Origin of the sequence: Peribacillus phoenicis, assembly GCF_047238085.1 — a bacterium.
In the GTDB taxonomy this organism is placed as follows: domain Bacteria; phylum Bacillota; class Bacilli; order Bacillales; family DSM-1321; genus Peribacillus.
This window is the reverse complement of the sequence record NZ_JBDFMF010000001.1, coordinates 3,057,126-3,070,459: the sequence shown is the minus strand read 5'-3', so window position 1 is coordinate 3,070,459 and position 13,334 is coordinate 3,057,126. Positions and strand designations below refer to the sequence as shown.

Genomic DNA, 13,334 nt, shown 5'->3' with positions numbered 1-13,334 from the left:
TTTCTAAAAAAACTAAAAATTTTCTGCGATGAGCGAATCTACTACTTTAATATAGTCAATTCTCGGTTGAAAGCCAAGAGTAATCTTTCGTGAACTGCTTTCAACCTCTTGAAGAGTTATAGATTTGCGCCCGCCTTCTTTCATTCTCTTCCAATAAAAACTCAGTTGTTCAGAACTCATTACATATATATCATCCATTGCGGAAAACCGAATGATCACAAATGCAATTCCGTCATGCTGAACGATTTGTTTCATATGTTCAATTTGATGGTCATGAAAATTCTTCAGAGGGAACGAACTGCTGCTTTTCGTTTCCTTCGCCTCAAAATCAATGTACTTTCCTTTATAAACACCATTGTAATCGGTGGTCGATGCTTGTTTAAAATAAGCTTCTTTAATGACTGCAGCACTTCTTTTCGGATAGTGGACATCGACAATTTGAATGGGTGTCGGTTTTTTATGGATGACGGCAATGCCGTGTGCTAAATAATACTGATTGGTTTCGTTCAAATCGTCTTCCAATGTTTTTCCCCGGTTGCTGTAACTGATTTTTTTAAGTGGGCTTTTCTTTTCTTCCATAGCCTGCGGTACAAATCTTCGTCCGTTGGGATAATGAAATGCCACTTTTACCCCTCCTTTTTTTCACTTATCTATATTAGCAAAAAAAGAATCCAAAATGTGAATAAAAAGAATTGTTTCTTAGAACGATAGGATTTATGTACAACTATATGTCACAATTCATCGCTATAGAAAGGCGGACACATAGATGCGATTATTAAAGACGGAAAAGCAATTGCTACATTCCATAAAAGCCCAAACCGCTAAAGGGAATAGAGATAATATATCAAGGACAAAGGCATATGAACGATTTTTCAAAATGCATCCCGAAATACAATGGTCTTTTTTAGCGGGGATGGTTTCCAGAAATGCAGGCTGGAATATGTGTGATCTTGAAGGGATTTGGTTTTCCCGTTTGCTTGGCCAAAAATACAGGCATCTCTTATTCCTGACGTATGAAGAAGCCAACTGGAGAATATTCCAAGATGCTTATCCGCAATTACTTCTCTATCATTATTCGACGAAGTTTGGACGTCCTTTGTTTCACTTATGTCATTATTTTTTTATTACCAAATTCATGACGAACGAATGGTATTCCTTTTGGAAACATGGAAATCGGGAAAAATTAGTCACTGCGCTTATCATAAATGAACAAAACATCATAGAAGAACCGGTTATTAAAAAACAATCTTTCGTATTTCATTCTCTATTATTTTTCCTGCAGGACTGGATGCATTTTAGCACCGTTTTATTTCCTACTTGCAATGGAGAACTGTATGGCTCGTCCGTTTCTCATTTTAGAAATATCGATAAAAGGATTGAATTGGGGAAAAGGTTGGCCGGCCTTTTATTTTCTGAAGATTTGTTTCCGCTATTCTATGAATTTTCCTGCAGGACAGAACCAACGGGGGCCAGATATGATTATGAACAATATCGAAAAAATCCTAGGTACCATGAAACCCCGATGCTGAGGGGAGTATATCCATTGATTCATCATCAAGCAAGGATGACAGAGCAATGGGATATGAAAAAAAAGGTTAAAAAAAAATGGTTCATTGAATCCAAATGGGAAGAAGACCCGCATTTGACTGATTGGTATGACCATAAACAAAAGCAGCTGCATACAGCAGCAATGCTCAAAAATTGGATATTTTAAAAGCAAACAGGGAAGGCGTCGTGTAAGCCTTCCCAGTTTTTCGGTCAGTATTTATGTCTTACGTAGAGGGGCGGTTTTCTCCGCTAAGCTTCGGGTTTCCCGTTCCTGCCTTTTTAGTGGGCGGCTTTTGTCGTTTTTCGTTTTTTTGCTGTCTGCTTTCATTCGACTGCATAAAATCACCTCCTGTCTGTATTCTTGTTTAAAACTTCATTCTTCATTCTGCCATTGTTGTCGAAGGGCATAATAAATTAAGTGAATTGCACTTTCTTTGCCGATTCCCTTCTAGTTTTGTCAGTCATGAAGGGCTTTCTGATAAAAAAAAGAATAGTACAGGTAAAGAATGGGAGGGATCAGCATGGTCAATAAAAGTGTCGCAACAGAGGAGATATTAAGGATGATAGCTGAGATCAGTACCAGCCTGGATCGTTTGGAAATTTCATATGGGGAAACTGTAAATACAGTGCGGTGTAAACTATGGGCGGAGCAATATACATTAGTTAACGAAGCCCAGGAAGCCATTGAGAAAGCCGAGGATTATTGGGTAAATGCTGAAGGTGTAAACCATTCCTTTTCCATTGTCCCGAAAAAATCAATAATAAAGAACAATGTTCTCACTGAATTGCACGTATAAGCCAGAAGAATATCATTTTATAATGAACTGGATTATAATAAGGGAAACAATTGTGCGGAGGAATATATTGTGCAAAAAGAAAAACTGCAGCTATTAACAGAACAATTAATAAAATTCACGGACCAAGCGGATGATATCTATGAGGGTGTACGGAAGGAAGGAAAGGAAAAGGATTTTTTTTCGGATGTCAAGCCGTTTGCAGACCAGGTAAGGACCGCATGCATCGAATGGGAAACCGGAATGAAGGAGTGGATGAAAGAATCCGAATTTAGGCATCTTTTCCCCGAGCAAATCGAACAAACCGCCCATAACCTTTCTGATGTGGCCGTACAGGCATTTTTCCCTAAAACAAGTTATAAGCGATTTAAAAGCCATGTTCAATCGGTGGAATTCATCCTTAATAATGTAAGAACGGAAATCAATCGGATTTTATCATAAAAATACCTACACTATATTACCCCTTTTTTCATATATTATCAGAACCATGTAATGAAAAAAGAGGAGGGCTCATTGACATGATGAGATCCGGTTTTAACCAAATCTCCCCAAATCAAGGACAGTTTCCTCAATCAATGACGGAATATTGGGGAGGGTACCAGCAGCCAATGCCGTATCCTCCGCCCAATAATCATAATCATGAACAACCATTTATGTATCCATATCATCTCCAGGATACAGGGGGCTATATGACACCATATCATGATCCTTATCAGCAAGCGGCCTATCATCCATTCCAATCAGTCCAGCAGCAGGCGATGCCTGTGGGAGCTTATCCGGCCAGCAGTGTAATGCAGCCAATGGCACAAATGCAGCCAATGGCACAAATGCAGCCAATCCAGTCCAATCAGCAGCCGCAAGCTTTTAGCCCGTTCGCCAATCCGTTACAGCCAGCTAAAAGACCTCCGCAAGGTCAGCAGCAGGCTCATAATCCATATCCTAAGCAGCAGTTCATGCAAAAACCCCAGCCATCGGGTTTCAAATCGGTCATGAATCAATTCAAAACACAAGATGGCTCGATGGATATAACGAAGATGATGAATACAGCTGGACAAATGATGAATACAGTTTCTCAAGTATCTTCAATGGTCAAAGGAGTAGGGGGCTTCTTCAAAGCTTAGATGGTGAATAAAGGAAAAGCAGACTTACAAGTGACCCAGCCACTTTTTTAAGTCTGCTTTTATTCATGTCTAATGGATTTCAATCCGATTCCCCCTGATTTTGGGTAGATGAAGCGTGAGGATGCCATCGCGATGTCGAGCGGTGACTTTTGCTTCATCAATGGGTTTTGGAAAGGAAATGGTTCTTGAAAGAGTACCTGCTGAAACTTCTTTTTGAAACATTCCTTGATTTTTATGTCTTCTATCTACTTGCTTTGCAGTTATGGTTACGGCATGGGCCAGTACATCAATTGATATTTGGCTGCGTGCAATTCCAGGCAAAGTGGCGGTAAGGGTATATTCTGAATGCGTTTCGTGAACATCAACCGGAAAGCTGCGTTCTTTCGCCGGACCGAAGAAATCGTCAAGAGATTGCAGCATGCCTTTAGGAGGCCTTTCGGAAAACAGCCGATCCATTTTGTTAATGAAATGGGTAAAGGGTTCTATTCTCCGATTATTATTTTTTTCAGAAGAGGTCATCGCGGTGCTCCTTTCTAAAAAATTCCTTTGCCTATAGGCTATGTGAGGAATTAAGAAATGTGAATGCACTGTTGGGTTTCAGATAAAGGACTATAGGGAATACCGTTACTGAATGATTAGAAAAGGAAATGAGGGATTTATATGACAGATAATGGCAAGCTTTCCTACATAGATACCGGGAAAGGAAATGAAACATTGTTGTTTATTCATGGATTTTGCGGAAGCCATGAATATTGGAGTGACATCATTGCTGAATTAAAGGATGAATACCGGGTTATTGCCGTTGATTTACGGGGGCATGGTGCAAGTGAGGTAATAGGGGAATCGTTCTCGATTGAAGATATGGCTGCTGATATTGCGTCATTACTGGACGAACTGGAAATCGGAAAGGTATATATGTTTGGTCATTCGCTTGGGGGATATATCACCTTGGCGTTCGCAGAAAGGTTTCCTGGGAAATTGTCTGGTTTTTCATTGGTACATTCTACGGCTTTGCCGGACGATGAAACTGGAAAGGCTGGGCGCTTAAAATCTGTCGAGAAAATCAAAAGTGATGGAATTCCAGCTTTCATTGACGGACTTATACCAAAGCTTTTCGCTAATCCCGAAGATTCCAATATTGAACAAACTAAGGAAATCGGATATAAAACCAGTGAAAGCGGTGCGATAGGGTCTTTACATGCCATGAGGAACAGAATAGACAGAAATCATGTACTCAAAGATACAAAGTTGCCTGTTTTATTGGTTGCAGGTGAAGAGGATAAGCTAATTCCCGTTGAAAAAACCTTTTCTGTAAAAGGGAGCCATATCCATGAAGTTATACTTAAGGGCAGCGGCCATATGGGAATGCTGGAAGCTCCAAGCAGACTACTCGAAGAAATCATTCGCTTTGTTGAAGAGAATTAATTAAATGATAAAAGACCGAGCTGGAGACGGGATGTTGCCGTTTCCAGCTTTTTTTTTGAATAGGAAATAGTTTCCCTTTTGCATAGAACGTTCATTCGGTAGAATAGGAGTATGAGGTGGTTATATGAAACTGCGAAAAAATTTACAGGAAGTTATTAAGGATTTAAAAACAAATGAGGATTTTAAAGATAACATCGTACATTGGCAAGTAATTGAAGCGAAAGAGGCGAAACATGTCCCTTTTCCCGCTGCAATGAATGATAAGATCAAGCATGCTCTTGAAATACGGGGGATAAATGGGTTGTACACCCATCAGGCAACTGCATTTGATACTGCTGTCAGTGGCAATAGCCTTGTGGCGGTCACACCAACAGCTTCTGGTAAAACATTATGCTATAATTTGCCGGTCCTTCAAAAAATACTGGAAAATGAAAAAACCAGGGCGCTTTATATATTTCCGACAAAAGCGCTGAGCTATGATCAAAAAAGCGAATTGAATGAAATGATTGATGAAATGGATGCTAAGATAAATAGTTATACATACGACGGGGACACACCTTCAAACATCAGGCAAAAAATCCGCCAGGCCGGGCATATCGTGATCACAAATCCTGATATGCTCCATTCCGGAATCCTGCCCCATCACACGAAATGGGTCTCTTTGTTTGAAAACTTGAAGTATGTGGTCATCGATGAACTTCATATTTACCGAGGCGTTTTCGGAAGTCATACAGCAAACGTCATAAGAAGGTTAAAAAGGATCTGCAAGTTTTATGGAAGCGACCCTGTATTCATCTGTACTTCCGCTACGATTAATAACCCAAAAGAGTTAGCAGAAGAGCTTACGGAAAAACAAATGGTCCTTATCGATAATAACGGAGCACCCAGTGGGAAAAAGCATTTTGTATTTTATAATCCCCCAATAGTCAATAAACCGCTCAACATACGAAGGAGTGCGGTTTTGGAAGTCAGGAAGCTGGCAAATGAATTTTTGAAAAATAAAATACAAACGATCGTTTTTGCGCGAAGCAGGGTTCGAGTGGAAATTCTATTGACTTATTTACAGGAACTTGTGTCAAAGCAATTGGGGCCAAAATCGATCAGGGGCTATCGCGGCGGATATCTGCCAACACAGCGTAGGGAAATTGAACAAGGCCTTAGGGATGGTTCCATTTATGGGGTAGTTTCCACAAATGCACTTGAGTTGGGTGTCGATATCGGCCAGCTCCAGGTTTGCATAATGACCGGTTACCCTGGATCCATATCGAGTGCCTGGCAACAGGCTGGGCGAGCAGGCAGAAGGCATGGTGAAGCTTTGATCATCATGGTCGGCAGTTCCAGTGCCCTTGATCAATATATCGTACAGCATCCCGATTATTTCTTTACCAGAAATCCAGAAACTGCAAGAATCAATCCGGATAATCTTTTGATCTTGGTTGATCATGTAAAATGTGCAGCATATGAGCTGCCTTTTAAAAAAGGCGATACTTTTGGGAAAACAGAGATAATGGACGTTCTTGAATTCCTTACGGAAGAAAGGGTCTTACACCTGAATGGGGACAAATGGCATTGGATGAATGATGCTTTTCCCGCAAGCAATATCAGCCTGCGCTCAGCGGCACAGGAAAATGTCGTGATCATCGACCAAACGAATGCACCGGTTAATCGGGTCATAGGGGAAATGGATACGTTCAGTGCAATGACCCTTCTTCACGATGAAGCCATTTATTTACACCAGGGAATTCAATTTCAGGTGGAAGAACTTGATTGGGATGAAAAGAAGGCTTATGTACGTGAAGTCAATGTGGACTATTATACGGATGCTAACCTTGCTGTCCAATTGTCTGTATTGGAAGTCGATAAACAGCGAACTTTCGCTTCCACAACAGCTGCTTTTGGTGATGTCGCAATCAGGGCGATGCCCACGATCTTCAAAAAAATCAAATTCGAAACTCATGAAAATATTGGTTCAGGTCCAATCAGTCTCCCTGAGATGGAACTGCACACTAGTTCGGCCATGCTTTCCATGGATCCTGATATATTCAAGTGGGACGAAAATCGAATAGAACAAGGAATGATAGGTGCGTCGCATGCGCTGAATTACATGATTCCGCTATACGTTATGTGCGATCCGCATGATATTCATGTTTATCCGCAGGTTAAGGCAGCACATAATGAAAAACCGACCATTTTTATCTATGATAGTTATCCGGGAGGCATAGGGTTAAGTGATAAAGTATATGAAAACTCTGAAGTCATTCTGCTGGAAACAATATCAATGATCGAAAATTGCACGTGTGAAAGCGGCTGTCCTTCTTGTATCGGTACGGAATCCGCAACGAAAACAGCCAAGAGTGATGCCAAACAATTATTAGGTCAATTTTGTAAGCAAAAACATTAATAGATTGCAGTGATAGGTGAAAAGAGGTGTAATTTCATGTCTTTAAAAAATAAATTGAACCGTATGAAAACGCATATGAACCTAGGAAAACATCCTTCTCCTGTAGAAGAATATGACCAGACATTGAATGAAGAAATTCCTTACTTTGAAAAGTGGCTGGAGAACGATACCGTTTCCTTTCATTTCGACGATGACTATTGTTTCATTAGGGAAGTCCGTTACCCTATAAATCACAAACACGGGTTATATGAATTTTCCGAGCTGAAAAAGGTCGTAAAAGAGTGGAATCAAACTTCATTGGAGCATCCACTTTCCGCCAGGGGCGTTAAAAGTGAAGATCTGTTTTTCTTCGATACGGAAACGACAGGGCTAGGAGGCGGAGCCGGCAATACCATTTTTTTACTAGGGTATGCCTATTTAGAAGGTGAAGAAGTAGTCGTGAAGCAACATATCCTTCCGCAGCCTGGAAGTGAAATACCGCTTTATCAAAGCTTTCTGGAAAACATCAATTACGAAACGCTTGTCACATATAATGGTAAATCCTTTGATTGGCCCCAGCTAAAAACGAGACATACCTTGGTAAAGGAACATGTACCGAAACTACCGGAATTCGGACATTTCGATTTGTATCATGCTTCAAGACGCCTATGGAGAAACAAATTGGAACGAGTGAAATTATCAGCTGTCGAAACAGATATTCTAGGTGTACATAGGGAGGATGATATTCCTGGATATTTGGCACCGATGATTTATTTTGATTTTGTTGAGAGGAAGAATCCAGAAATACTGTTTGGAATCATGAAGCATAATGAATTGGATATCTTATCATTGATCACTTTGTATATTCATTTGTCCCGAAAAATCCTCCAAATCGATGGATATACGGAAGAGTCAATGGAAATTGCACGATGGCTTGCTTATTTGGGGAAAAAAGAGGAGTCAGTTGAGACATATCAAAAAATATTGGAATCGGGTAATGAGGAAGATCGGATATTAGCTGGCCATGCATTGGCCTTCCAGAAAAAGAAGCAAAAACAATTCGCTGAAGCTTTGGAAATTTGGAAGGAAGTCGCCTTAAAAGGGAATGTGCAAATAAGGATACAGGCACAGATTGAATGTGCAAAATTATACGAACATCAATTTAAGGACGTCGGTCATGCTCTAAAATGTTCAATAATCGCACATCAAGAGATGGTTAGGGAAGGGACCGCACTGGGGAAAAAACAGTTGGAATTGGAAAAGAGGATCCGGCGGCTCGAAAAGAAAGAGGAATCAAAGGATATTTCTGTATAAGATAAGGACCGAGAATCTTCTTTTAGTGCAAAAGGCCGAAAATAAAAAATATGTATACAATTATTGTAGCCTTCAACTATTGTGTGTAAAATGGAAAGAGTTGAGGGTGAAATTCCGAAGCGTTCATTTCATGCCTTTACATCATATAAAATTAAGGTGAAAGCGGAGCGGAGAAATGTATAAAACGACTTTATTTCTATTTTTTGTAGTCCTTTGTTTAACGATAGTTTTGTTTACTTCATTAAAAGACAGTCTCTATTCCTTTTTATAGAATATTCCTCATTTCATTTGAAGGTTAGCCAGATATAATAATGATAGTGTACTTATTGACAGCCATACATCGTTTTATACTTATTCTGTATAAATAGGTCATTTCATCAGTACACGTATCCCCTTTTTTTCATAGTCTGTAATGGTAAGACTAAACTTATCATGATGAAAGGGGACGTATTATAAATGTATTTTCGTAATTGTGGAGGAAATAACCCCAATGTAATGGGAGCATCCAACAATGTAATGGGTGCATCCAACAATGTAATGGGAGCATCCAACAATGTAATGGGAGCATCCAACAACGTAATGGGAGCATCCAACAACGTAATGGGAGCATCCAATGTAATGGGAGCATACGGGAACGCACCTGGAGTAATGGGCGCATCAACCGGTAAACACTCCAACGTAATGGGAGCGTCAGCTGGTAAAAACTCTAACGTAATGGGAGCCTATAGTCCATCTGCTGTATCTCCAGCGCAATATGGTCCAACACAAACATCTCCATCTCAAGTTGCCCCAGCGCAAGTCTCTCCAACACAGCAATATGTCAATACGAATGTATCGAACACAGTGATCCCTGTCGTTCATCCATCACATACTACAAATGTCAATAAACATGTGAACACGTTTAAGCATTATTTCCCGCATACTCAATCCGTGGTGAACGAGTGCTATAATCAACACTTGATTTGTGGAAGGCCGCCGCAAAACCCATGCTGTCCACCTAAGCATTTCGGATACTAAAAAATAAGGGCTTATTAAGCCCTTGTTTTCATACATAATCATGTTAAAAGGAGATTAGTCTAGCGATGAAGGTTTTGTATATGACGGGCTACAAAGCTTTTGAATTCGGGATATTCAAAAATGACCATGAAGCCGTAAAATATATAAAGAAAGCGATGAAGGAGCGTCTCCTGCCATTGGTGGAAGACGGGCTGGAATGGGTGATCATCTCAGGGCAGTTGGGTACGGAACTATGGGGTGCCGAAGTGGTGTTCGAATTACAGGAAGAATATCATCAGCTTAAATTAGGGGTGCTTACTCCTTTCCTGAAACAGGAAGAGTCATGGAACGAGACGAATCAAGATTACTACCGATCCATATTGGCCCGTGCCGATTTTGTTGAGTCCATTTTCAACAAACCATATGAAGGGCCACAACAGTTGAAAACCAAAAATAGGTATATGGTCCATAAAAGCGATGCCATGCTCATCATTTTCGAAGCTGAAAAAGAAGGATCAGCCCGATATCCTTATTTCGAAGCAATGAAAAAGGCGGAAACACAGCCATACCCCATCTTTCAGATAAACTTTGATGATCTGCAACTGGCTGCGGAAGAAGCCAGCTGGTCCGAAGAATGATGGAGTGAAAATAATTATGGATTAAAAGTTGTTTCTAAAGCATAATCATATTATGATGAAATTTAGATACAGATTTAATGGGATTACATATCGTTCTCTGAAACAGTAAGCTTACAAAATGGTGTTTCGTTGACAAACCCAAGCAGATTTGAAAAAATAATAAAAAGTCGATTGTATTGGCGAAAGTATTGAGGTGAAGTCTTATGCTATCCGATAAGATAAAATTAACGGCTAAAGATATTCTTGAAAAAGATTTTAAAACAGCCATGCGCGGTTATAAACCTGAAGATGTGGATCAATTCCTGGATCTTATCATTAAAGATTATGAAGTGTTCCATCAGGAAATTGAAGATCTAAAACAAGAAAATCTTAAATTGAAAAAACAAGCCGAAGAGAGTACAAAACGTCCAAATCAACCTGCTCCAAGTGCCACTCCGGGAACCACTAACTTTGATATCCTTAAACGGTTATCCAACTTGGAAAAGCACGTTTTTGGTAACAAGCTTTTTGACTGAGATTTTGCATTGTAAAAGTGAAAATGATTTTGGTATTGTGTTTTCGTGAATAATGGAGTATAATCAATTATGTTATGTTAACGTTTGGGTAATTGCTGCTGCATTTATGCAGTAGAGGAAAGTCCATGCTCGCACGGACTGCGATGTCCGTAGTGTTCGTGCCTGGCGAAAAAATAAGCTTGGGCAGCAATCTTGGATTGCTGACGGCTGGGAAAATGCCTAAGTCCTTTTGGATATGGCATGAATACCTATAAAAGTGCCACAGTGACGGAGCCTTTACAGAAATGTAAAGGGTGGAACGAGGTAAACCCCACGAGCGAGAAACCCAAATTAATGGTAGGGGCGCTTTCTTCCTTGGAATTGAACGAGGAGAAGGACAGAAGCACTTGCTTCTGTAGATAGATGATTACCGCCGAAGTACGAGACGCGAGTCGCTTGCAGTACTGAGGAACAAAACATGGCTTACAGAACGTTATCATATAACACCAAAAGCACAACTCTCCTTTTAAAAGGGGAGTTTTTGTTTATGGAGAATGCACTATTATAAAAAGATTGGGCATTTCCATTTATTTTTCGTTTTCTGAAACACGGCTGTGTTAAACTTAAAACTTGGCAAGTTTTTCATTGCGTTCGAATGATTAGGGAAATGGCTTAAATGAAGTCTGTCGGTAACGTTTTTAAAAATAGTGTTGGAATGTTAAGCATTTCTTTGATTCTGGGTATCCTATTTATAAAGGTTCCTTAACTCTTCTGTTAGCCCTAATATGAAGGTATCAAGATAGAACATCAAACTTCAGGACAATGGATGGGAAGCATACATAATTGGTTGGATGGCAGCGTGTATCCTAAGGTATTGAGTAAAGCTTTACTTCACGGTGATTAATACGCTACATGATCATGATATAAGCTAGGCAAACATTGGCTTACTGAAATATAAAAACGCGGTGGACCATAAGGTTTACATGTAAAAAATCAATGCCTGATTCTAAATACATAAATGAAAGAAATTCGGGAAAAGGTGCCATTGATTTGGATTAATGGAAAGAAGGTGCAGGATTAATGAAACAATTCGATATAATTGCAACATCAGCAATGGGATTGGAATCAATTGTTGCCAAGGAGGTGCGGGATCTTGGTTACGATTGTCAAGTCGAAAATGGTAAAATCACCTATAAAGGGGATCAATCCGCCATTGCCCGCTCTAATTTATGGCTGCGCAGTGCCGATAGGGTGAAAATTAAAGTCGCGGAATTCAAAGCATATTCATTTGATGAGTTGTTTGAAAAAACAAAGGCCTTGAATTGGGAAGATTTCTTATCAGCCGATGTCGAGTTCCCCGTGAGTGGAAAATCCGTTAAGTCAAAGCTATACAGTGTCCCTGATTGTCAGGCTATTGTAAAAAAGGCGATTGTTGATAGATTGAAAAGTAAATATAAGCAAGTATCTTGGTTTGCAGAGACAGGTCCTTTGTTTAAAATTGAAGTGTCTATTTTAAAAGATGTAGTGACACTTACCATAGACACTTCAGGTGCTGGTTTGCATAAACGGGGTTATCGCACAGGGCAGGGAGAGGCGCCCCTAAAAGAAACATTGGCGGCTGCGTTAATCATGCTGACCAATTGGAAACCGGATAAACCTTTCATAGATCCATTTTGTGGATCTGGAACGATTCCCATCGAGGCGGCCTTAATTGGGCAGAATATAGCACCTGGGTTTAACAGGGAATTCGTTTCTGAAACCTGGTCATGGATGGACAGCAAGGTTTGGGATGAAGCGCGGATTGAGGCTGAAGATTTAGCCGACTATGATCAATACTTGGACATAACCGGTTGTGATATTGACCATCGAATGGTCGATATAGCTAAAGCGAATAGTTTTGAAGCCGGTCTGGGTGATTTGATTGAATTCAAACAAATGCAGGTAAGGGATATCTCGACCAGGAAAGAGTATGGTGTCATTGTCGGGAACCCGCCTTATGGAGAACGTCTAGGTGAGAAAAAAGCGGTAGAGCAGATGTATAGGGAAATGGGCCAAGCCTTCAAGAAGCTTGATACATGGTCGGTATACATGATTACCTCCAATCCTGACTTCGAACAGCATTACGGTAAGCCTGCAACGAAAAAAAGGAAATTGTTCAATGGTTTCATCCGTGCCGACCTTTATCAATATTGGGGGAAAAGGCCGCCAAGGCAGCCTCAAGGTGAATGAGTAGGTAGAATATAATGGAGGATTTTTGCTAGTCAGGACGATTTATTCATAATAGGTTCCAGTCTTGCTTATCATTTCCTTTTCTGTTATTCTAATAATGAATTATTTTTGTTCAGATTTAAGGAATACCTTAATATTCTTTTGAGCAAGGATAGTAATATAATGTGTGGAGAACACACTAGGAGGCAACAAAAATGGAACAAGGTAAAGTAAAATGGTTTAACGCAGAAAAAGGTTTTGGATTCATCGAACGTGAAGGTGGAGACGATGTATTCGTACATTTCTCAGCTATCCAAGGCGAAGGTTTCAAAACACTTGAAGAAGGCCAAGACGTTACATTTGATGTAGAACAAGGTCAACGTGGACCACAAGCATCAAACGTAAACAAAGCTTAA

General features: G+C 40.1%; 14 protein-coding genes and 1 other RNA gene. 13 read left to right on the top strand and 2 right to left on the bottom strand.

Annotated elements, in window-relative coordinates:
- Positions 1-12 precede the first annotated feature (12 nt).
- On the bottom strand, positions 13-624 hold the full coding sequence (gene recU, locus ABC374_RS14975; protein ID WP_350299328.1) for a Holliday junction resolvase RecU: 612 nt from the start codon (positions 622-624) through the stop codon (positions 13-15).
- A gap of 142 nt (positions 625-766) precedes the next feature.
- Between recU and ABC374_RS14970 the strand changes: the two genes are divergently transcribed.
- The 4 genes from ABC374_RS14970 (at position 767) to ABC374_RS14955 (ending at position 3,463) form a co-directional block, all read left to right on the top strand.
- Positions 767-1,714 carry a DUF2515 family protein gene (locus ABC374_RS14970; RefSeq protein WP_413018672.1) on the top strand — a complete coding sequence of 316 codons (948 nt, stop codon included), beginning with the start codon at positions 767-769 and terminating at the stop codon, positions 1,712-1,714.
- A 355-nt stretch (positions 1,715-2,069) separates the two neighbouring features.
- Entirely contained in the window at positions 2,070-2,345 is a 276-nt protein-coding gene (locus ABC374_RS14965) for a hypothetical protein (RefSeq protein ID WP_350299326.1), read from the top strand.
- Between the two features lie 69 nt (positions 2,346-2,414).
- Entirely contained in the window at positions 2,415-2,783 is a 369-nt protein-coding gene (locus ABC374_RS14960; RefSeq protein ID WP_350299325.1) for a YppE family protein, read from the top strand.
- A 77-nt stretch (positions 2,784-2,860) separates the two neighbouring features.
- Complete coding sequence (locus ABC374_RS14955) at positions 2,861-3,463, top strand: YppG family protein (RefSeq protein ID WP_413018669.1); 603 nt, start codon at positions 2,861-2,863, stop codon at positions 3,461-3,463.
- A 69-nt stretch (positions 3,464-3,532) separates the two neighbouring features.
- Here the strand turns inward: ABC374_RS14955 and ABC374_RS14950 are convergent, their stop codons facing one another.
- On the bottom strand, positions 3,533-3,982 hold the full coding sequence (locus ABC374_RS14950; protein ID WP_413018667.1) for an Hsp20/alpha crystallin family protein: 450 nt from the start codon (positions 3,980-3,982) through the stop codon (positions 3,533-3,535).
- A gap of 141 nt (positions 3,983-4,123) precedes the next feature.
- On the opposite strand from ABC374_RS14950, the gene ABC374_RS14945 reads away from it, so the two are divergent.
- The 9 genes from ABC374_RS14945 (at position 4,124) to ABC374_RS14905 (ending at position 13,334) form a co-directional block, all read left to right on the top strand.
- On the top strand, positions 4,124-4,888 hold the full coding sequence (locus tag ABC374_RS14945) for an alpha/beta fold hydrolase (RefSeq protein WP_350299322.1): 765 nt from the start codon (positions 4,124-4,126) through the stop codon (positions 4,886-4,888).
- Positions 4,889-5,012: 124 nt separating this feature from the next.
- Entirely contained in the window at positions 5,013-7,289 is a 2,277-nt protein-coding gene (locus ABC374_RS14940) for a DEAD/DEAH box helicase (RefSeq protein ID WP_350299321.1), read from the top strand.
- A 36-nt stretch (positions 7,290-7,325) separates the two neighbouring features.
- A complete protein-coding gene (locus ABC374_RS14935; protein WP_413018665.1) occupies positions 7,326-8,582 on the top strand; it encodes a ribonuclease H-like domain-containing protein in 1,257 nt (418 codons plus the stop codon).
- Between the two features lie 456 nt (positions 8,583-9,038).
- Positions 9,039-9,599 (top strand): CotD family spore coat protein, encoded by a 561-nt coding sequence (locus ABC374_RS14930; RefSeq protein ID WP_350299319.1) that lies wholly within the window; start codon positions 9,039-9,041, stop codon positions 9,597-9,599.
- Positions 9,600-9,664: 65 nt separating this feature from the next.
- Positions 9,665-10,216 carry an SLOG family protein gene (locus ABC374_RS14925; protein ID WP_101222367.1) on the top strand — a complete coding sequence of 184 codons (552 nt, stop codon included), beginning with the start codon at positions 9,665-9,667 and terminating at the stop codon, positions 10,214-10,216.
- 203 nt (positions 10,217-10,419) lie between these two features.
- Positions 10,420-10,731 carry a cell division regulator GpsB gene (gene gpsB / locus ABC374_RS14920; RefSeq protein WP_061463822.1) on the top strand — a complete coding sequence of 104 codons (312 nt, stop codon included), beginning with the start codon at positions 10,420-10,422 and terminating at the stop codon, positions 10,729-10,731.
- 80 nt (positions 10,732-10,811) lie between these two features.
- Positions 10,812-11,201: RNase P RNA component class B (gene rnpB, locus ABC374_RS14915), an RNA gene on the top strand.
- Positions 11,202-11,790: 589 nt separating this feature from the next.
- On the top strand, positions 11,791-12,939 hold the full coding sequence (locus tag ABC374_RS14910) for a THUMP domain-containing class I SAM-dependent RNA methyltransferase (protein ID WP_350299318.1): 1,149 nt from the start codon (positions 11,791-11,793) through the stop codon (positions 12,937-12,939).
- 194 nt (positions 12,940-13,133) lie between these two features.
- Positions 13,134-13,334 (top strand): cold-shock protein, encoded by a 201-nt coding sequence (locus ABC374_RS14905; RefSeq protein WP_034307871.1) that lies wholly within the window; start codon positions 13,134-13,136, stop codon positions 13,332-13,334.